Source organism: Pseudoalteromonas sp. 1181_04, assembly GCF_052850545.1.
The window spans coordinates 1-21,764 of sequence record NZ_VXCS01000015.1; the positions used below are offsets into that span (position 1 = coordinate 1).

The following is a 21,764-nucleotide window of genomic DNA, read 5'->3' on the forward strand; positions in this document are numbered from 1 at the left end:
AATACCCACACTCAACTACAACATAGCCATATAAAAACAGTAGTTGATACTATGGATTTTGCAAAAAATTTGCAAAAAAATGCGCCTGTCCTATTTTTTTAGTTTAAAACGCATTAACCACCACTGTTGCGTATCCACGTCCCTTCTGGAGAAGTAGAACTCGGTTAAATCTGGCGTGAACGAGCCGCTAAAGTCGCGATGCCGGGTTGAAACATAACCCGGGGCAAATTTCTTCGGTGTTAAACCTGGCGGTACCTGGCCAAGATAAGGTCCTACTAACAAGGGTAAGCCTTGCTGAGCGTTATTATCTACTGCCAGAGCCGACGCAGACAGCAAAAGCGCCACAGATAGCCACACATACTTCATCCGATATTCCTTAAAAATTATCCAGTACCACCTTGTTTATTTTCGCTCTTTAGTTTGGGTGTGCTTCAAATTGCTGAGCGTTATAACCAATTTTCAACCAGGCTGGTTTATCCGCAACAAACTCGTGAAATTGGTTTTCAATGTCGATTTCACCGTCAATGCAATGGGCATTGATAGGAAAAAGAAATGTGCCTGTCCTATTTTTCCTGTGGACCCGCATGATGAGTGTGTGGGGGCTGGAGGTTAGAGACCTCCGGCTACCCGATTAGGCTTTGTTTACATTTTGGTAAATTTATAGCGAATACATTTCTTTGAAATTTAAATCCCAATGTTTCTTCTAAAGTTTTTGGATATGGGGTTACTGTAATAGAGCCTGAATTTAGCTCAATAATATTTTTGGCTCTATACATGCCGATACCTTCTCCTGCTTTTCCTATTTTAGAAGGAAGATCACCCGATACCCCCTCCAAAAATATTTTTTCTACTTCACTTTCTTTTATTTCTGTACTCATCATATCCATTGAAATTTGAGAGAAGTTACCATTACTGCATATATCAATATTTAAAGTAGAGTTTGGCTTAATATACTTAGCTGCATTTTCAATTATATGATACAAGGCAACATGGACCGATTCGTAATCAAAATAAGCCATATGCGTACTCTCGTCACCTACAATAACCTTGACATTCTTATCTGTAAAATCAGGAAAAAACAGATAAAACATATTCATTAATACTTTGTGAATATTATGCTTTCTTCTTTGAAGTTCCGGGTTACTATCAAATAGTTTTTTAAATACTGAAAACTCTACCTTCATCGATGCATTATTTTTAGCAATCCTTAGTAAGGTTACAGCAGTTTCTTTAGGGTCATCCTTTACAATATTTTCAGCAAATGATATTTGCTTTCTCATATTTCTACTAACTCCATCCTGAGGAATTAACGAGTATATTTCTTGTATATTATGGGCATTAAGAGTAGTTAGATTATGAATTAGCCTACTAGTGCTTTTATTCATTGATTTCTTGGCACTATCAATTATTTCATCGATTGAATCCGCAGTATTTAAAATTACATTTAACTGTGTTTTAAACTTTTGTGAACTCTTTAAAAAGTCCTTACCTGAAGTGAATCCATAAACTGTAAATGAGTTGTTTTTTAAAACACCAGCTCTTATAGTTCCACCATCAATTTTCTGAGATTGAGAGTTTATATATTTTATTAAAGTAACTTCATAAGGTAATAATCCACAAAAAATCACATTTCCTAGAGAGTTTTGAATTTGATAGCGAACAGTCATAAGTTAAGACACCCCACCAATAGTAAACTCTTCAACAAGTCGCTGAAATTCATAAGGATCTGCATTTTTTGCTAAGAAAGAGTCAGCTTCCCTTAAGGCTTTGTGAAATCTATCACCTTGAGTTTCAGCAGAATATATAACTACTTTTTTCTGAGGGTATTTTTGTTTTATTGCAAGAGCTAGGCCTAAGCCTTCATCATTAAAGCCCATCGCTAACCCAACGCCTTGAACATCAATAAATAATATTGAAGCATTAATAACATCCTGCTCATCTAACGTTTCGCAGTCCTTAATTAATTTTGTGTGCACCCACCCACTTCGAATTAATATTTTTGAAACCTTGAAGCGCATATCGTCATCGATAAATAGGATCCTAGTTTCATTTTTAAAATCATCTAATGTTTTTTTTATTACAGGCTCTACATTGACCTTCTCTTCATTAGCTTTTGATGGTTTATCCTTAGCAGAAGATTCATTTGTATTATCAATTTTTATATCAATATTATTATTAGTTGACTGTAATGGTGGGTTGTCATCGTTCTTAGTTCCTGAAAATAATTTAGTTAATATAAAACTTACAATAGCTAAACCGACTCCACTAAATAACCACTCTTTATTTGTTGCGATCCAATCCATATATCTTCCCCTTTGTAAAAACAGCCCCATTTAAGAAGCCTAACAATTTAGTCTACGACATTTGTCTTTTTACAAAGCGACAAATATCCGCATATTACAATGGGTTTATCTTATCTCTCAAATAAACACCTGTAAACAATTAGTTAACTTTGCTCATGTTTTATAAATGGAGAAATACACCAAAATGGTGGAGATCAGTAATATTAGACAAAAAGCAAAGCACTGTCTATATGCACAGCATCTTGCTTTTGGAGATTCACACTATGAAATCACCTTTTTTAACTATGATTTCTGAACAAATGTATTTAAAACGCTACGCTAAAAGTACCATTAAAGCTTACTTATACTGGATAGCTGCATTTATTCGCTTTAACTCTATGCGGCACCCAACAACAATGGGAAATAATGAAGTTGAGCTATTTTTAAACCATCTAGTTAACCAGCTAAATGTTGCACCCAATACGCAAACACAAGCCTTAAATGCGTTAAGCTTTTTATTTAAAGAGGTCATTAACAAGCCACTCTCATTATCATTAGATTGTGTTAAGAGCAAACGAGCAACTAAACTACCGGTAGTTTTAACACAGCAAGAAATAAATCATTTTTTTAAAGTGTGCTCTGCAAAGCACTATTTAGCTTGTGCGCTACTTTATGGCAGCGGTATGCGGCTAATGGAAGCACTACGTTTACGGGTACAAGATATTGACTTTGATTATAGCTGTGTTCGAATTTGGGATGGAAAAGGAGGCAAAAACCGTATTGTAACACTCGCGATAGAGCTAATTCCTCAATTGCGCGCACAAGTACAATTAGTAAATAGTTATTTACAGCTTGATCTTAAAAATCCTCTATACAGTGGCGTTTACATGCCCCACTTATTACGTAAAAAATACCCCAATCATAACAAGCAGCTGGGATGGCAATATTTATTTCCATCTTATAAGCTCAGTGTTGATCCTGAAAGTAAACAGTTGAGAAGGCATCATATAGATGAAAAGCAAGTACAGCGCGCGGTTAAAAAAGCAGCTAAGGATGCCAACATTAATAAACACGTTACCCCACATACTTTACGCCATTCTTTCGCTACGCACTTACTCCAAAGTGGCGCTGATATTCGAACGGTTCAGGTACAATTAGGTCACACTGATGTGAGAACAACCCAAATTTACACGCATGTTTTGCAGCAAGGCGCCAATGGCGTAATTAGCCCATTTTCACGAATTGGGGCTAACATATGTTAGCCCCAACGGATGAATTTTATTTAAAGTGTGTTATTCAATAACAACAAACCATAGCCAGCGAGTTGTTCGTCATTGAGGTCGTGTTGCCAGCTAGGCGTTAACCCCTGACATTTTATACCGCTGATGCTTTGCGGGTTAGCGGTTAAATTAAGAATAAACATACTTTTACTGCCGTTTAACTCGCGGGTTATTTCAACTAGGCCGTTGTCGTGTTGCGTTAATTCATAACTGCCTTTAATACCCAGCTCTGGGCGCTGTTTTTTCTGCGAAATTAAGTGCTGATATAAACGCCAAAGTGAATCAGAGTCTGCTTGTTGCGTTTTTACATTGCGATCGCCTGCGCTAAGCTGCTCGGCTAAAAATTCAGGCCACCAGCTGGTAAAGTCTTTACCAAATAATTCACTTTGTTCAACCCAACTGGTTTTAGCTTTGGTAAAACCGGCTTGACTGCTGTTGTCCCATTGCATTGGCGCGCGTTTATAAACGTCGTGACCTGTGCCACCTTGTGTTAAGCCAATTTCTTCGCCGTAATAAATATACGGTGTGCCAGGGGAGCTAAATAACATGGCGGCGGCAAGTTTTGCTTTATCGTCTTGCTCTGCTAGCTGATAAGCCACTCGCTCTTGGTCGTGATTGGTTAAAAACGGCGCAAAAAAGTCAAGTGGTGCGCTCGAGTCAATACGTTGCTGTATATTTTGTTTGAGCACATTGGCATCAACCGTATTTTTTTGCTGGTTAGACTGCATGGTGCCAAATTGCGCTTCGCCACTGGCGCCTGGCTTTAATAAGCCAAGGATTTTATAGCCCACTTCAAAATCAAAGCCCTGATCAAGCCCTTTACCTTCGCCGTAGTATTTTGCCGCCACAGGAATATCTGCCCAGGCTTCACCCACCAAATATGCCTCAGGGTTTACACTTTTTACATACTGATTAAAGTGCTGCCAGTAAGCTATGGTTTCGTCTGTGTCGGCCTGTGTATTGCCGCCGCTTTCCATGGCAAAGCGTACAGCGTCTAACCTAAAGCCAGCAACCCCTTTATCAAGCCAAAACTTGGCCATTTTTTCCATTTCGGCAATAACATCAGGGTGGCGTAAATTTAAATCAGGTTGGCTTGCTCCAAACGCACCATAGTAATACTGCTGACGTGTTTCATTCCAATGCCATACTGCGTCGGGTTGGTCGTTATTACTCCATGCGTGGCCCCAACCGCTACCGGCTTTTGGCATATCGTCGCGCCAAATAAAGTAATCAGCATAAGGGGCTTGTTGTTTTGCTGAACGCTGAAACCATTCATGGTTACTTGATATATGGTTTATAACTAAATCAAGTATGACTTTCATGCCTTTATCATCAGCGGCTTTTATAAAGGCTTCAAACTCGGCCATGCTGCCGTAGTCGTTTTCTACTTGGTAAAATTCAGTAAAATCATAGCCATGATACGACGGTGCTTCAAACATGGGGGTTAACCACAGTGCATTTACGCCGAGCTCTTGTAAATACGGGAGCTTTTGGGTCATACCGTTAAAGTCGCCATGGCCATCAGCATCGCTGTCGTAAAAACTGCGGGGCCAAATTTGGTAAAATACCGCATTTTGCCACCAAGGCGTTGCGTGTTGTTTAGTATTTAATTGCGATCTGGCGATATTGTTAGTGTTGGTATTTAATGATGGTGCGCTTTGGCAGCCTGTTAACATGATTGCTAATGCTAATGCGCTCAAGGTAAATGTTTTCATTTCAGCCTCGTTATTATTGTAATAATTAACATAGCCGTATTTTACTACGGCTATGTTAATTAACCTGAACTGCGGATAGTTTGCGGTTATCTTAGTGCTTTAGTTACCACTGGGTAATGATCCCATAGTTGCTTGTCACTTAATGAGCGCACTAGCTTCACGTATTCAGCATGCGTCCACGCCAGTGGTGTGGCCGAGTTTGTACCCTCGCCTAACGTGTATCCTGCTTTATTTACGCCTACGCCATCCCATACTTGTTCTGGTAGCATCATGCCTTCGTTAGCAAATTGCTCTAGCCCTTTTACATAGCTATTTTTAATAGCCTGCTGTTTTGTTGCATCTAAGGTATTATTAGCATTTGCGGCGGCAATTTCATAATGGCCCCGTTCACCGGTAAAAAATGGCCAAACTCGCCCACGTTGCCCTGGGCTATTTTTTCCGCCTTGCGCATAATTAGCGCCCGTTACTTCATCTTCACCGTATCCGTCGTTACCATAACGGCGGTAGCCTGCAAATGTGCCGCTGCCATCAGTAAACTCAAAGCTGTATTTAACTTGTAGATTATCTGTTAGGGTTTCGTCATCATATTCTGGGAGTGTTTTTACTATGCTCGGTGCTAGCGCATCACGTACACCATAGCGAACCAACTCTAAAAATCCACCATCAAGTATTTGTTTTTTGTTAAACCCGTCACGGCCATTATTAGCGTTAATTTTGGTATTTGAGTTGGCGTCTTTGTCTTGGCCAATACGTATAAAATACTCGCCGTCTGAAACGTTTGATTCTAAATTACCTGCGGTGGTAAACATCATACTTTCTATATCGGCGTTGTAACTTTTTGCTGTTGCAAGGTAGCGTTTAGCATTCACCTCATCTCCTGCCATTTTTGCAATATCAGCAGCGGTAATTAAACCGGCAACAACAGCAGCGGTGGTTGATGGTGAATACCCTGCTTGCTCTTCCCAACGCTCTTGTTGAGTCGCAGGTGGGGTTATTTGCATGTCGTTCCATAGGATTTTAGCGCGCCCACCGTCTACCAAAAAGTCAGCGGCCGGTTTTAACATGCGGGTATACCAATCAGTTAGCTCAGCATCACTTAACACATCTGCCTGATGAAGCTTCCACGCTAGCATAATAGGCATAGCGGTTTGGTCTAGCTGTACGCCTACCCATTCAAGTTCGCCATCTACGTGTGTTTTTTGTAAAAACCACCCTGTGTCGCCGTTGTTGCCCTGGGTTTTGCTGTTTACTTGTACTTTTTCAAGGTATTCAAATGCGGTTTTGGCTGTTGCGGTATCGCCTAGTGCCATAAATGCCATGGCAACTTGATAAAAGTCGCGCACCCATACCGCTTTGTAACCGGTAGAGCCGGTTTTAGCAGATACGGTTTCGCCCCATGGGTTAGATAAAGAGGCAATAAGTGCCCCTGCATGAGTTTTGTCTTCTTGGGCTTTTAACACCATAGCACTGGTATAAAGTAATTTGCCGTTATCAGCGGTTTGTTCGCTCATGTTATTTAGCGGTGCAAGGCTTTGCAGGTAGTCTTGCCAACCAAGGGCTTCGCCTTTACCGTTGTAATTATCAAGCACAGCTTGGTAACCTTTGGCTAGCGTAGCTTGCCCTTGTTTAAAGCTTGATTGCTGGTTGTTACCAAAGCTTAGGCTTAAATCGAACTGGCTGTTTTCACCAATTTCACCCAGCTCTGCTAATAAACTAACATTCCCCGATTGTTCACCGGTAGTTTTATAAACACGGGTAAGCTGCTGAGTTGTTTTAAGCTGGCTTAAACCATCACTCACGCCCGTAAAACCGACACTTGTTTGTTTAAATGGCTTTGCACCTTGCAATGACAAGTAATTTTCGCCCTGCCACGCTACCAACCCTTGCTCGGTGGTTTTTGCAAAGTCATCTAAGCCGTTGTTGTTTATATACGGGTTAACTGTTACAAATGCTTTTACACCGTCAAGCTGGGTATTAAAAATACTGCGTACAAATAAGCTTTGACCGTCTGGATCGGTAAATATATGTTTTTCGAGGCTAAAGCGACCTTGCTTATCTTTGCTTACTACTTTGTATGCTAATGATAACGGGCGGCCTTTATCGTCTTTGTATAAGTAATCAATGGTAACGTCTAAATCGTCAGCTTCGGTGACTGTAAAATCTTTCCCGACTACAACAAATTGCATGTCTTTAATTTGCGCTTGATGAATAAGCCCAAACATAGTTTCGGTGATCATCCCTTTAGCAATCGAAAACCATACTTTTGACACTTTAGCTGTTGGCGCGTCGTCACTGTAATGGCCATTTTGATATTGCTCAAAAGACGTGCCTATCCCAGTTTTGCCTGCGTATGCCCAAAATGGGGCTTCGCCTGGTGCGCCTGGGGCACTCACTGATGTTTGCGCTACTGCACTAGTTTGCGTATTTTGCACGCCACAACCGACAAGGCCTGCGGCCAATATTGTCGCGGTAATTAGGTTATATTTTTTCATTTTAGCCCCTTAAATTAAGACTGTTTAACACGCAGTACGGCAACCGCTGCAAGTACAAAAGACACAGCACCTAGCATCAATGCGTAAATAGGTTGATTTTGGAAAAAGTGACGAAGTATCAGGCCAAGGACACTGGCGGCTAATAATTGTGGGATCACAATAAAAAAGTTAAATATTCCCATATACACACCCATTTTATGACTCGGTACTGAGGTACTTAACATGGCGTAAGGCAACGACAAAATAGACGCCCACGCAAAACCAATACCTATCATTGGCCAAATAAGTAAGCTCGGTTCTTGTATAAACATAAAGCTCGCCAAACCTAACGCACCTAAAATAAGGTTAAGTGCATGCGCTAGTTTTAAACCAACACGCTTAACGATGATCGGGATACATAAAGCCGCCAATGCAGCAAAACCGTTGTAAGCCGCAAATAAAATACCCACCCAGTCTGCACCATTGTTATACGCCGCTGAACTTGTGTCGCTGCTACCATAATGAAAACTGGTTACCGCTGAGGTGGTGTAAATCCACATGGCAAATAATGCAAACCAGCTAAAAAACTGCACCCAAGCAAGTTGTTTCATCGCCTCTGGCATGGTGAATACATCGTTAACGACTTGGTAAAAGCCACCGCTGGTGTGGTTTTTTGCCTGTAGTGCGGCTGCAATAAATTGAATAACGCCAAAACTCACTAAGCCAGCTGCTAATAGGTACAGCTCTTTTTCTAGGTTTAATCCCATGACTAAACCAAGTACGGCAAGCCCTAAAACAGTAAATACACTGCCGCCTTTACTAAAGTTAATTTGTGCACAAACCGTCTGTTCAACTTGAGCTTGCTCTTGTTGATTAAATGCGGCCAATTCTTCAGGTGAATATTCTTTGGTGGTTATAATTGTCCAGCCTACTGCGACCAGCAATACAACTGCACCAAAGTAAAATGAGTACTTTACTGAATCAGGAATTTGCCCTGCTGCGGCAGTGTTGGCAATATCAAACCAGTTCGTCATCATCCAAGGGAGTGCAGAAGCAACCACGGCGCCTACGCCTATAAAAAAGCTTTGCATTGCATAGCCAGTAGCACGCTGTTTGTTTGGTAGATTATCGCCTACAAGGGCGCGAAATGGTTCCATGGTGACGTTAATCGATGCATCCATGATCCATAACATGCCCGCTGCAATCCAAAGTGTTGGTGAGTTTGGCATAATAAATAACGATAATGTGGTTAAAATAGCGCCGTATAAAAAAAACGGACGACGGCGGCCTAATTTGCCCCAGGTTTTATCGCTCCAGTAACCAATAATTGGCTGTACAATTAACCCTGTGAGTGGTGCTGCTACCCACAAAATAGGAATGTCATCTACATTAGCCCCAAGGGTTTGAAATATTCGGCTTACATTACCGTTTTGCAGTGCAAAGCCAAATTGAATGCCTAAAAAGCCAAAGCACATGTTCCATATTTGCCAAAAACTTAAATCTGGTTTGTTATTTTTCATTATGAGCTCCAGTGGTTAATACTGCACTGCTAAGCGCATTTAAAGTTAAACTAATGTGTGCCTGCTCAGCTGTAATAGTTAGCTCGGCGTTTTGATTCGCCTCTAGCAAATCAAGCAATTGTAATTTTTCGCTGGTATTTTGCGTCAGTGTGTTAAGTGGAATATCAATACTGATCTGACTGACTTGCTCAGCAAAATTACTCACCACCCAAATTTGTTGATTACCGATACTGCGGCTAAACGCAGCAACTTTTTCGCTGCCAGTAACCATCAGTGGTTGCATGTCACCAGCTACAACTGCTGGATGTTTACTCAACGCCATAACGGCTTTGTAATATTCACGTAATTGACCTTGTGCCGGTGTTAATAAAGCACCATCAAACTTGCCGTTGTTCATCCACGCTTGATGCGCTGGCACGCCAATGTAGTCAAAAATACTGGTGCGAGTTGGTTTGCCAAAGCCGGCATATTCAGAGCCATCTTCTCCCACATCTTGAGCAAAATATAATAGTGTTGGCGCACGGCTAATAAGGTTTGATACTACTAATGCGGGTTTGCCCTTTTCACTACTACCTGCGAAGTCAGGGCTGGCGATACGTTGTTCGTCATGGTTTTCTAAAAAGTGCAGCATATGCTGCTCTATGTCAGCCACTTTTTGCTGAGCATTAAAAATAGTGTCTGCCGGTTGCGTGCCTTGCATAACAGCTTTTAAGGTGTCGTAAAAGCCGACTTTATCGTACAAGTAATCCATTTTTCCTTGCTGGATATACGGGCGATATAGTGCGGGATTGTATACCTCGGCTAGTAAAAATGCCTCTGGGTTGTGCATCTTGATTGATGAGTTTAGAAAGCTCCAAAACTCTACTGGTACCATTTCGGCCATATCATAGCGAAAGCCATCTACGCCTTTATCGAGCCAATATAGCGCGATATCACGAAACTTATACCAGCTGTTTGGCAACTCTTTATCCTGCCAAAACTCAAAGTGCGCGCGTAAATCTTTAGTAGCATACTCATCGGGCAGAGTTGGAAAGTCATAACTACCGTCAGGTTTTACGCCATAATTTACTTTAACTGTTTCGTACCAGTCGTTTATATCAGGCTTAGCAGCACGGGCACCATTACCAGTCCATTTTGCAGGCGTTTCAGCAAATAAGTTATCAGCAAGTGGGTGGGCATTACCGCCTAGCACTTGGTAGTTTTCACTGGTTGGTACTTGAAATGACTGCCCAGTAACGTAATAAAAGTTATTATCGCGGGCATACTCTACGCTGGTGTCATCTTGCTCACCAAAATCTTTAACTCCAGCGGGTTTAGCGGTTGATTGATAATGACGCGCCACATGATTTGGCACAATATCAATGACCACTTTCATACCGTGTCGATGGGTGCGCTCAATTAATGCAGCAAACTCTTCGAGGCGGCGCTCTGGATTAATGGCTAAATCTGGGTTTACATCGTAATAATCTTTAATTGCATACGGCGAGCCGGCACGGCCTTTCACTACATCCGGGTCATCTTGGCTAATTCCATATTGGCTGTAATCGCCGACCAAAGCATGGTGTAACACGCCGGTATACCAAATATGGGTGGTACCAAGTTCTTTAATGCCACTTAAAGCAGTATCATTAAAGTCACTAAATGTGCCTACGCCATTTTGCTCTTTGGTTCCCCACGGAATATTGGCTGTTTGCGTATTACCAAATAAGCGCGTGAATACCTGATACACAACCGGCTTTGAATGCTCGTTAACTTGTTCAGCTACCTTTTTGTCAGTACTGGGGGTTGTGGGCTCATCTGAGCAGCTCGACAATAACAAGCTACTAGCTAATACCCATGAGCCATATTTGAATGTACTAATTGTGGTTTTATTTGTTGTCATAATGTTCTTACTTAGATCTGACGTTTTAATGGGTTGTCATTTAAACGTCATTTTTATTATAAATTTAATACTAAAGTGAACTGCCACTGACTGACAGCGGCTGCATACGTATTCACACAGGCTTTATTCAATTATTAATACCGTTGCACTCATAGGCGCTAAGGTCACTGTATCTGTTATATTTATTTGCTGTTCAGTAAAAAGACTCACAGCCTTTTTGTATTGCCCAATAACCTCTTGCAGATACGCTAATGACCAGTTTTTTGCTGCGGTATTTTTATTTAAAAACACCAACAAAGTTTGCTGTTCACTTATCCGCGCGTAACTGTATATACCTGATTTAGGACTAAAATGAACCAGTTTACCTTGCGCTATTGCTGGGCTTTGCTTTCTAAAATTAAGTAAGGTGGTGATGGTTTGCTGCATATCACGCTGCTCATCTGATAACCCTTGTCCTGTAAAAGCATTACTTGGCTGACCTTTAAAACCACCGGGGAAATCAATACGGATATCACCGTGATCATTACTGCCCGTATTATCAAGCAATACTTCGGTGCCATAATACATTTGTGCAATACCACGAGTGGTAAGCAACATAGTCATCGCCATTTTCGTTTTAGCAAGATCTTGCTTAAGCTGAGTGTAAACTCGGCTCATGTCGTGGTTATCGGCAAACACGAGCAAGTTGTCTGGATTTGGGTATAAAAAGTCATTGGCGATTGATTGATACACTTTTACCCAGCCAGTGTTCCAACTCTCCTCTTCATTAAGTGCTTGAATAAGTGACTCTTGTAATGAAAAATCCATCACGCTTGGTAAGCTTGAGGTATAGCCGTCGTTATTTACCTTTCCTGCTTGCCAATATGAAGCAATCGCAGGATTGGTGGTCCACTCTTCGCCAACAATATTAAAAGCGGGATACTCAGTCATTATGGCTTTAGTCCAGTCAGCTAAAAAGGCTTTGTCTGAATATGAATAGGTATCAACGCGAATACCGCTTAAGTCGGCGTATTCAATCCACCAAATAGCATTTTGGATAAGGTAGTTTGCTAATAACGGTTGCCGCTGGTTTAGATCCGGCATTGTGGCTACAAACCAGCCATCGCTAAACTGGCGTTTATCAAACTCACTTGCATGTGGGTCTTGAATGGTTTGACGAGCATGGCTGGTAGCATGTTTACCGTTTGCAAACTCGCCATTAAAATTGATCCAATCTGATGTGGGTTTATCTGTCATCCATTCATGCTCAGAGCCAAAGTGATTAAGCACTAGGTCCATCACTATACCAATACCGTGTTGTTTCGCTTTGGCTGATAACTCGCGATATAACTCATTTGAGCCCATGCGTGGGTCGATAGTGTAAAAATCGGTAATTGCATAACCGTGATAAGAGTAGCTGGGCATATCATTTTCAAGCGGTGGTGTTAACCAAAGCTGGGTTACGCCCAGTTTTTGCAAATACGGCAGTGCGTTAATTACACCTTGAATGTCGCCACCGTGACGCCCACCTCGCTCAATTGGATTTGCACCCTCAAGCACTCCTTTTACTGTGTCGTTGCTGCTATCGCCATTAGCAAAGCGATCCGGATTAATTAAGTAAATGGTATCACTGCTATCAAAACCGTTACGTTTACTGCTATTAGCTTTACGTGCATGCAATTGATACTCAAAACGCTCCCCTGATTTACTGCTAAACACTAAAACACCTGGCTTTGCTATTGGATTTATTTCAATATTTAAAAAAGCGTAATTTGGGTTATCTGTTTTAGTTACACTTTTTAAACTCACCCCTGAGTAAGATGCTAATTGCCATTGTTGCTTAGCAATACCTTGATCATGCAGCATAATTTGCAAGGTATTATTTTGCATACCAACCCACCAGTTTTGTGGCTCAACGCGCATTTTTGCGTGCAGCTGAAAACTCAGCATTACTGTTACTAACAGTAATGCGCTTTTTGATAGTCTCATATTAATATCCTGATTATTTTTGCTGCGGGATGATGGGCGTAAGCGCTCTAAAATGGCTTGCACACTGATGGTTAAAATTATAAAGCTCTTTAATTTGCTGTTGTTGCGTATAACTTGGCTTAGCAACGCTAGGAGGGAAGACGCCATAACCGCTCAATAAGGTATGCCACGACAGACTTGAATAGTAGTTTTCAATCCCTTGATGGGCAATTTCGCCGGTTAAATCATTACGCGATAGCCAGCACTGAAGAATATTTTTTAACGAGGCTGATAGCATTTCATTTTGACCATTTGCTTGCCAATACTCGGTATCTCGACGATTAGATGCGCGATAATGACACACAATATAATCGCGAATACCTTCTATACGGTTATTAATTTGCATATTGAACGGATCACGTTTTACTTCACTCGGTCGGTTATGCTCAAAACATGCGATAAACGATTCGATTGTTTGCTGCACTAAATGTAAAGCAGTTGCTTCAAGAAGTTCAATAAAGCCTTGCGATAAACCTACAGCTAAACAGTTTTTATACCAATGTTGCTTAACTCGTCCTACTTTCATTGTTAGCTTACGTGCAGGTACATCGCAATTGAGTAAGCCGAGTTTGGTTCTAAGTTCTGTTTCTGCTTCATCAGCACTGCAAAAGTCTTGGCTGTAAACATAACCATTGCCAATACGATTGGTAAGCGGAATAGCCCATTGCCATCCATATTTTAATGCGGTTGAAGTTGTTTGCGGGGCTTGTAATTGATTACTCATTGTCGGCAGTACAATAGCACTGTCGTTAAATAGATTTTCTTTAAAACTAAGCCAAGGTACGGCTAATGCTTGCTGAATAAGCAATCCTTTAAAACCACTACAATCGATAAAAAAATCAGCTGCAATACACTGCTGTCCATCACTGTTTTCATCAAGAACAAGCTGCTTGATGTTGCCTGCAGAATCAAGCTCAACCTGCGCTATGGTGCTTTTTAGGTGCTTAACACCTTTGCTTGTTGCTCTATTAGCTAAAAATAGCCCAAGCAGTCCCGAGTCAAAATGATAACCATAACTTTGCTGAAATGGAAAGTCCGCTTGAGTATGTGGCCCACGCCGTTGCTTAGCTAAGTAGGCTGCTAAAAAATAGCTGTCGGGATGTGCATCAATCGCTACACCTTGACGTTTTAACAAACAACTTTTTATAAATTGCTGCTGTGTATGTAAATCCGTCTGCCCATAAAATGAGTGAAAATACTGCTCATGACCTGGATGGGTAGACCAATTTTTAAATTCAATCCCCAGTTTGTAGGTTGCATTGCATTGAGGCATCCACTCACTTTCGCTAATATTTAATGTATCGAAGAATTGTTTTAACTGCGCAGTCGACCCTTCACCAACACCAATAGGCGCAATTGTTGGTGATTCAATTAAAGTGACATGGGTATCAGTGAGAGAATGATTTAATAAATTAGCAGCCATCCACCCTGCTGTACCGCCACCAACAATAATAATATTCATACTAAAGGTGACCTTTTGCTAACTCTGAGCCACTGCAAAATTGCTGTAAATATTGCTCATGTGTTGGTAAGTGAGTCACGTATTGTTGTTGGATTGTGGTTATATTTGATAAGAACTCATCCAGCTCAGAATCTGAAATTGCACGTGCGAGCGGATGATAACTTTGTGGTCTGATCCCTTGTCCAATTAAAACTTGTAGCCAAGCAACCTCTGAAAAAAGTTCATCTGCTTGTATTGATAGCGTACCTGTTCGTTTAAAGAGTGCAATACGTTGCTGTAATGAGTCAGGTAATGTCATAGCGCCACACCGTTGCCAAAATGGAGACTGCTTTTGATTAACAGCGTAATGCAAAATAATAAAATCACGAATTTTTTCAAATTCATTTTTGGCTTGTAAATTATAAGCATGCGCCGATAACTCACAATCAGGGTGCGCCGGAAATAACTTAATAAACCGAGCTATACTGGTTTGTATTAAATGTAAGCTGGTAGATTCCAAAGGTTCTAAAAAGCCACTAGATAAACCAATACTTAAACAGTTTTTAAACCACTGCTGTTCGCGTCTTCCTGGCGTGAACTTAATATGTTTTGGGGCCGTTATGGTCTCAGTTTCTAAACTATTAAATAACTGTTGTTCAGCTTGTTCAGCACTCATAAATTGGCTGCTATATACCAGCCCATTCCCCACTCTATTTTGCAGCGGAATTTGCCATTGCCACCCGGCATCTTTTGCAATCGAACGAGTAAATGGCGGCGTATTTTTCAGCGGTTTAGTTTGCACTGCAATTGCACGATCACAGAAAAGCCAATGCTGATAACTTTGGTATTTAACCCCCAACGCCTGTTCAATCAAGCGTGCACTGGAGCCGCTGCAATCAATAAAAAAATCACCTTTTATGGTTTGTTCATCACTGAGTTCAAGTGTTTTAATCAAGCCATTATCGTCTAATTTTACAGACTCCATCGTACCACTGAGATATTCTACACCTTGCGCAATTGCAAACTCTTGTAATAACTTTGCGTATTTGCCCGCATCAAAGTGATAAGCATAAGTAAGCCCAGCTAAAGGCGTTTTACCAATCTGTGGATTTGGGTGGAATTTATTATGGTTTGCCGCAATCGCATTAACACTGAAGTCCCATAAGGTTTGCGTTGTTTTGCTTTGGTTGCTTTTGAGCCAAAAGTGATGAAATGGGGTGATCCCAAGCCCTCTGCCAATATCACCAAATGCATGCTGGTAACTATCGCCTTGTTGGCCCCAATTTTCAAATTGAATACCAAGTTTATAAGTGCCTTGAGTGCGCTTTAAAAAAACGTGTTCATCAAGCCCCAAGACATTGTTGAAAGTCTGTATCGCAGGGATAGTTGCCTCCCCTACACCAACAGTTGGAATATCGGGTGATTCTATTAAAGTGATTGATAGCTGCTTAGAAAACACTTTTGCTAACATCGCAGCGGTCATCCAACCTGCACTGCCGCCGCCTAAGATAACAATTTTTTCTATCGCTTTCATTTATCACTCCTCACAAATAAAAAAGGGATCTCTATTGAGATCCCTAGTATCTTGTCTCAATCGCGTTTAATACAACTGAATCATACTGACTTGGGTATATTTAATTAAAATTTATAAGCAAAGCCTAATAAATAATTAGCCCCATAGCTTTGATAATCACGTACCGTTGCTTTATTGCCGTCATGATAAGTTACAAACGGCTCATCAGTTAAGTTTTGTGCTTGTAGCGATACAGTAAGACCTTGTAATGCTTCAATGCTAGACTCAGAGAAATCGTAACCAATTTGGGCATCCCAGATAGTCTCTTCTGCAACAACGACCGTTGTTCTTGCTAATGATAGACCATTTACTTCACCTAAGAAGTCAGAGCGGTAACGCATACTCACACGTGCTTGAAAACCGTAGTTTTCATAATAAAGTGTCCAGTTATAAACTTTATCTGATAGACCTGGAATTTCTTCTTTCTCACCATTGAGGTTATCAAGCGAAGAATCTAAAAAGGTAGCGCTAATAACTGTACCAAAGCCTTCAAGGCTATCGCTGAGTATATTACCTGGTAATGTCGCTGTTAACTCAAGGCCTGATACTTTTGCATCGCCTACGTTATCCCATGCGCTCACTAGACCTTGGTTAGTGATCGGCACTTCACCATTAGGTGTATCAACATCAGCAAAATCACCCACTATTTGCGTGTTGAACTGCCAATCTTCTATGTCTTTATGAAATAAAGCAGCTGCAAAATAACCTTCCGCACTAAAGTAATACTCATACGATAAGTCGATTTGATTAGCAATAACAGGACGCAAACTTGGGTTACCGCCACTTGCACTCCACGGTGAATTTTCTAGATTAGTCGGTGGTGTTGTAACGTTGTTTTTTGCCGCATCAAAGCTGTAGCTGTTACTTGCATTCATACGATCCATACGTGAACGCGACATTGTACGAGCTAAACCAAAGCGTAGCATTTGATCTTCAGTCAACGATAAGTTCAAGTTCAAGCTTGGTAAAAATTCAGTATACTTGTCGCCTGCTCTATTCGATTGTACACGGACAAGGCCTGTATCCGGATCTGAATCAACCGCATAACCGTCAGAGCTTTGATCTGTATTTACAATTTGCAAGCCCACGTTGCCGCGTGCAGGTAAACCAAACAATTCAGTATCTAAATCAGCTTTAACATAGGCAGTTAAAATATCCTCTTGTACAGTCCAAATATTTGCCCAACGGCCTGTATCAGTATCAGCTTGATTAAATGAATCGTACGCGCCGCTGTTGTATAGGGCTAACGAATCATACGCAATCATGTCACCCATACCAATAAAATCAAGTGATACTGAGCCTAGGTAGTATTCATCTGGGATACGCACCATTTCAGGATACTGCTTGAGGCGCAGGTACTCACCGGTATCTTGTTTATCTTTTTCACGGCTGCTGTAGTTAACACCAAATTCAACTTGGCTTATCGGGCTGTTTTCAATGTAAGTTTTTGCACTTAACTTTAATGATGCTAATTCATCTTCAACATGTGGTCTATTTAAAAAGCCATCTTGACCATCGCCACCAACAACACTATTTCCCCAAGTACGTGCTGCGCCCAGTTGAAATAAATCACGGTCTGAATAATCAAGTGTAGGGGTAAAAATGGCGCCAGCCATACCACTGTCAAGGCTGTATTGTAGGTTATCACCAAGGCCTTCGTTGTCACCACGTCCTGTCGCTGCATAGCTTTCAAGACCCCAGACATCACGTTCAACCTTTGAATAACTCACATCAGCAGCCACTTGCCAGCTGTCATTTATATCGTATTCAACGTTAAAACCAAGCGCGAGTAAATCAGCAGTCCTAAAGTTTACGTCATTACGAACTAAGGTTTTAATATTATTAACTTGGCCTTGAGTAACAACGCCACCATTGGTAGCTAACGTTTCATAATTTGTATCTGCACGACCTGAATTTAATGGCAGCTCTATGCCTCGTAATATTTGCTTATCTTCAAAATCAACATACATCGCATCGGCGGTAATATGCAGTTTATCTGATGGTGCAAACTCAAGCACACCTAAAAAGCTATCTCTTGTTAGCTCTGATGAACGTGCATAAGGCTTAGCGCCCGTCAAACGTAAATCGCCATCAGCACCACTTGGATCATAACCCCATGCATTCCAGCGTTGTTCTTGATTTGGTGATTCCATGTGGGCATAAGCAAATGCAACACCAATGGTATCGTCAGCAAATTGATCTACATAACCAAACGAACCACGATAACCTTTATTATCCATTTCTGGATTAACTGCATCCATTTCGTTTTGTTCAAAACGCACATTTGCAGTAATTGATTGTTCACCGGCTGATAGAGGACGCGTAGAGCGTAAATCAACGGTACCGCCAATCCCTTGGGTCGTTAAAGATGCGTCTGGCGTTTTGTATACAACAACTTCGCTGATCACTTCTGACGGGTATAAGTCGTATTCAACACCACGGTTATCACCAATCGATACTTGCTCACGACCATTAAATGTTGTGGTACTAAAGTCTTCGCCCATACCACGAATAGTAATTGAACTTGCACGGCCATCTAATCGTTGCGCGGCAAGACCAGGTAGACGCGCAATTGATTCTGCAATAGACGAATCTGGTAACTTACCAATATCTTCTGCTGAGATTGCCTCTACTACTGAGCTGCTGAAACGTTTAGTGTCGATAGCTTGAATTAAACTACGACGAAAACCTTTCACTTCAATGACTTCTAAATCTTCATTCGCAGTTGTTTGTTGCTCAGCTGCAAAACCTGACATGCTAGTTAAGCCTGCGGTTGCAAGTGCAATTGTTAATATACTTGGTTTGAACATAGACATGATGTGTTTCCCGTTACCCAATTTTATATTACTAACTTTTAGCGAGTTGCTTGTGATAGAAGCAAACCATTTGTTAGCTATTTTGTTGTCAGGATGAATATTAACGCCCGCCTTATTTTTTTAACAACTTTATGCATACGTATTCAGGCTAGTACAAAACCAACAAAGTTAACAAAAAATTCACACAAATAATGGCAACACCTTGTTTTTATAGGTATAAAGAGGGGATAATTGATCATTCTATTTTATAAAAGAAATATGTACTGCATCGAGCTCCTTCAGCGCGGCGATTTACAGTTTAATACCTTAATTATTAGTGCATTCACACTTTGCATTCGAGTCCCGATCGCCCCCCTCACAAAATGCCAATTGGTAAGACCATTAATGGCGCTGCACCATAACGCTACAGAACCCATATAATATGCACCAAGTTGGATTTGCTACTTTGTTAATGATACGAAAACGAGAATTGGTAAACATCTATTTGCCGCTCACATACCTTTGTTAATAGGTTTTTCAGAAGCTGTTTTCCTTATCAAAGCGATCTATTTAGCATGCATACGTATGCATCCTTTTTACAGTATCAAGCCCTTCACGTATGCTTTTTAAAAAATAACGTAGTTTGCTTTAATCGAACTGCTAACAAGATTACGAACACACCATTTCTAAACAGTAATAATTGCTAGGGTAAAATGGGGAGTGTTGTCACGATGGAGAAAAAAATGGCTCAACAGCAGTGGTATAAGGGTGCCGTGATTTATCAGGTTTATCCGCGCAGTTTTCAAGATACCAACGGTGACGGCATTGGTGATTTAAAAGGGATCATCAGCCGGATAGACTATATTAAAAGTCTGGGTGTTGATGCTATTTGGATCTCACCATTTTTTAAATCACCAATGAAAGACTTTGGCTATGATATCAGCGATTATCGTGACGTAGACCCTCTTTTTGGCGATCTTAATGACTTTGACGAGCTCATTGCACAAGCTCATCAACGCGATATTAAAATTATTATTGATCAAGTATTGAGCCACACATCAGACCAACATCAATGGTTTTTAGATAGCCGAGAAGACAAAACTAACGCCAGATCTGATTGGTATGTATGGGCTGATGCAAAACCAGATGGCACCCAGCCAAACAACTGGCTTTCAATTTTTGGTGGCCCTGCTTGGCAATGGGAGCCGCGTCGTGGCCAGTATTATTTACACAACTTTTTTACTGAACAACCGGATCTTAATTTTCATAATCCAGATGTACGTCAAGCAGTATTAGATAATGTTGAGTTTTGGCTTAAAAAAGGGGTAGATGGTTTTCGCCTAGATGCAATTAACTTTTGTTATCACGATGCACAGCTACGTGATAACCCAGCTAAACCGCCAGAAAAACGCCAAGGCCGTGGTTTTAGCGAAGATAATCCGTATGCTTTTCAGTATCACCATTATAATAATACCCAACCTGAAAATATTAGCTTTATGCAAGATATTCGTACCCTGTTAGACAAATATCCTGGTACCGTGTCTTTGGGTGAAATATCATCCGAGGATTCACTTGCTACTATGGCTGAATACACCGCCGGTGGCGATAAACTGCATATGGGTTACAGTTTTGAGCTACTAACCAATGATTATAGCAGTGAGTATATTCGTACAACGGTTAAGACATTGGAAGAACGAATGACAGAAGGCTGGCCTTGCTGGGCCTTTAGTAACCATGATGTAGAACGTGTTGCTAGTCGTTGGAGTAACAATGGTGAAGTAAACCCTGCGCAGTGTAAAATGCTTACCGCCCTACTCGCTTCATTGCGCGGTAGTGTATGTATGTACCAAGGTGAAGAGCTAGGTCTTGGTGAAGCAAGTGTGGCGTTTGAAGACTTACAAGACCCATATGGGATAACTTTTTGGCCAAACTTTAAAGGCCGAGATGGCTGTCGTACGCCTATGCCATGGCATAATGATGACGGTGAACAGGCCGGATTTTCTGCAACGAAACCTTGGTTACCTGTTGACGAAAACCACAAACACCAGACTGTAAGCAAACAAGATAGCGATAGTGATTCGATTCTAAATGCGTTCCGCCATTTTATGACATGGCGTAAGCAACAAGCTATCTTACTCGAAGGCGATATTGAATTTATTAATACCCCTGAGCCATTGTTAGCTTTTTACCGTCGTTTTGCAGGCCAGACTATGTTGTGCGTATTTAACCTAGCGCAAGAGCCTGCAAGCCTCAACATTGAACACACTGACATTGTGCAACATACAGAACTGAATCATCACAATGGCAGCTTAGATAAACAAACCCTTACCCTACCCGGTTTTGGTTGTTTTTACGCAGCAGTTAGTTAATCCTTTAGCTATAAATATTAGTAAGGGCTATAAAAGTCTTATTATACCAGTAGCGTTAAGTTAATTACCACTTATAGAAACAGACAAATAGAGTGTTAACAAGGCGGAATTTTTTATGTAGTTGTTCTACATAAAAAATCAATACCGTAGTTAACACTTTATTTAACCCGCTAGAATAGTTAAAATTTGGGCCAGCTGGAATTAATACAGGTCAAATTATTTCAAATTGTAATTCCACAATTGGAAAATATAATATTTTAATTATCGAAAAATATATTTACCTCAGTGAATAACTCAGGTCACTTACACAAATAAAACCTCTCTTTCTAGTGCGTAAAATCATTTTTCAGGCTTTTATTATTTAACCTTTACTTACCTAAAGCTGAGATAGTAAACACGCTCACACTCACGAAATAACGAATTTAATAA

The 21,764-nt window shown here is 40.8% G+C and carries 13 protein-coding genes; 2 read left to right on the forward strand and 11 right to left on the reverse strand.

Annotated features, from left to right (window positions below; translation table 11 throughout):
- Positions 1-90: 90 nt before the first annotated feature.
- The 3 genes from FW757_RS13580 to FW757_RS13590 all read right to left on the reverse strand — a co-directional run bounded on the left by FW757_RS13580 (position 91) and on the right by FW757_RS13590 (position 2,303).
- Positions 91-366 carry a hypothetical protein gene (locus tag FW757_RS13580; protein WP_446441331.1) on the reverse strand — a complete coding sequence of 92 codons (276 nt, stop codon included), beginning with the start codon at positions 364-366 and terminating at the stop codon, positions 91-93.
- A 257-nt stretch (positions 367-623) separates the two neighbouring features.
- On the reverse strand, positions 624-1,667 hold the full coding sequence (locus FW757_RS13585; protein ID WP_446441332.1) for a hypothetical protein: 1,044 nt from the start codon (positions 1,665-1,667) through the stop codon (positions 624-626).
- Between the two features lie 3 nt (positions 1,668-1,670).
- Positions 1,671-2,303, reverse strand: coding sequence for a transcriptional regulator (locus tag FW757_RS13590; protein WP_446441333.1), 633 nt, complete (start codon positions 2,301-2,303; stop codon positions 1,671-1,673).
- A gap of 263 nt (positions 2,304-2,566) precedes the next feature.
- Between FW757_RS13590 and FW757_RS13595 the strand changes: the two genes are divergently transcribed.
- Entirely contained in the window at positions 2,567-3,544 is a 978-nt protein-coding gene (locus FW757_RS13595; protein ID WP_446441334.1) for an integron integrase, read from the forward strand.
- A gap of 20 nt (positions 3,545-3,564) precedes the next feature.
- Here the strand turns inward: FW757_RS13595 and FW757_RS13600 are convergent, their stop codons facing one another.
- The 8 genes from FW757_RS13600 to FW757_RS13635 all read right to left on the reverse strand — a co-directional run bounded on the left by FW757_RS13600 (position 3,565) and on the right by FW757_RS13635 (position 18,987).
- The gene (locus tag FW757_RS13600) at positions 3,565-5,277 is read right to left on the reverse strand and encodes an alpha-amylase family glycosyl hydrolase (protein ID WP_446441335.1); all 1,713 of its coding nucleotides are present in this window, start codon (positions 5,275-5,277) and stop codon (positions 3,565-3,567) included.
- An 86-nt stretch (positions 5,278-5,363) separates the two neighbouring features.
- A complete protein-coding gene (locus FW757_RS13605) occupies positions 5,364-7,769 on the reverse strand; it encodes a glycoside hydrolase family 15 protein (protein ID WP_446441336.1) in 2,406 nt (801 codons plus the stop codon).
- Between the two features lie 14 nt (positions 7,770-7,783).
- The gene (locus tag FW757_RS13610; RefSeq protein ID WP_182719538.1) at positions 7,784-9,268 is read right to left on the reverse strand and encodes an MFS transporter; all 1,485 of its coding nucleotides are present in this window, start codon (positions 9,266-9,268) and stop codon (positions 7,784-7,786) included.
- On the reverse strand, positions 9,258-11,150 hold the full coding sequence (locus FW757_RS13615; RefSeq protein WP_182768238.1) for an alpha-amylase family protein: 1,893 nt from the start codon (positions 11,148-11,150) through the stop codon (positions 9,258-9,260). The genes FW757_RS13610 and FW757_RS13615 overlap by 11 nt, the downstream gene beginning before the upstream one ends.
- A 123-nt stretch (positions 11,151-11,273) precedes the next feature.
- Entirely contained in the window at positions 11,274-13,079 is a 1,806-nt protein-coding gene (locus FW757_RS13620) for a glycoside hydrolase family 13 protein (protein ID WP_259398579.1), read from the reverse strand.
- Positions 13,080-13,131: 52 nt separating this feature from the next.
- Positions 13,132-14,619 (reverse strand): tryptophan halogenase family protein, encoded by a 1,488-nt coding sequence (locus tag FW757_RS13625; protein ID WP_446441337.1) that lies wholly within the window; start codon positions 14,617-14,619, stop codon positions 13,132-13,134.
- Position 14,620: 1 nt separating this feature from the next.
- On the reverse strand, positions 14,621-16,132 hold the full coding sequence (locus FW757_RS13630; protein ID WP_182740718.1) for a tryptophan halogenase family protein: 1,512 nt from the start codon (positions 16,130-16,132) through the stop codon (positions 14,621-14,623).
- A 104-nt stretch (positions 16,133-16,236) separates the two neighbouring features.
- On the reverse strand, positions 16,237-18,987 hold the full coding sequence (locus tag FW757_RS13635) for a TonB-dependent receptor (RefSeq protein ID WP_446441338.1): 2,751 nt from the start codon (positions 18,985-18,987) through the stop codon (positions 16,237-16,239).
- 722 nt (positions 18,988-19,709) lie between these two features.
- On the opposite strand from FW757_RS13635, the gene FW757_RS13640 reads away from it, so the two are divergent.
- Positions 19,710-21,335, forward strand: coding sequence for an alpha-glucosidase family protein (locus FW757_RS13640; protein ID WP_182785287.1), 1,626 nt, complete (start codon positions 19,710-19,712; stop codon positions 21,333-21,335).
- Positions 21,336-21,764: the final 429 nt, after the last annotated feature.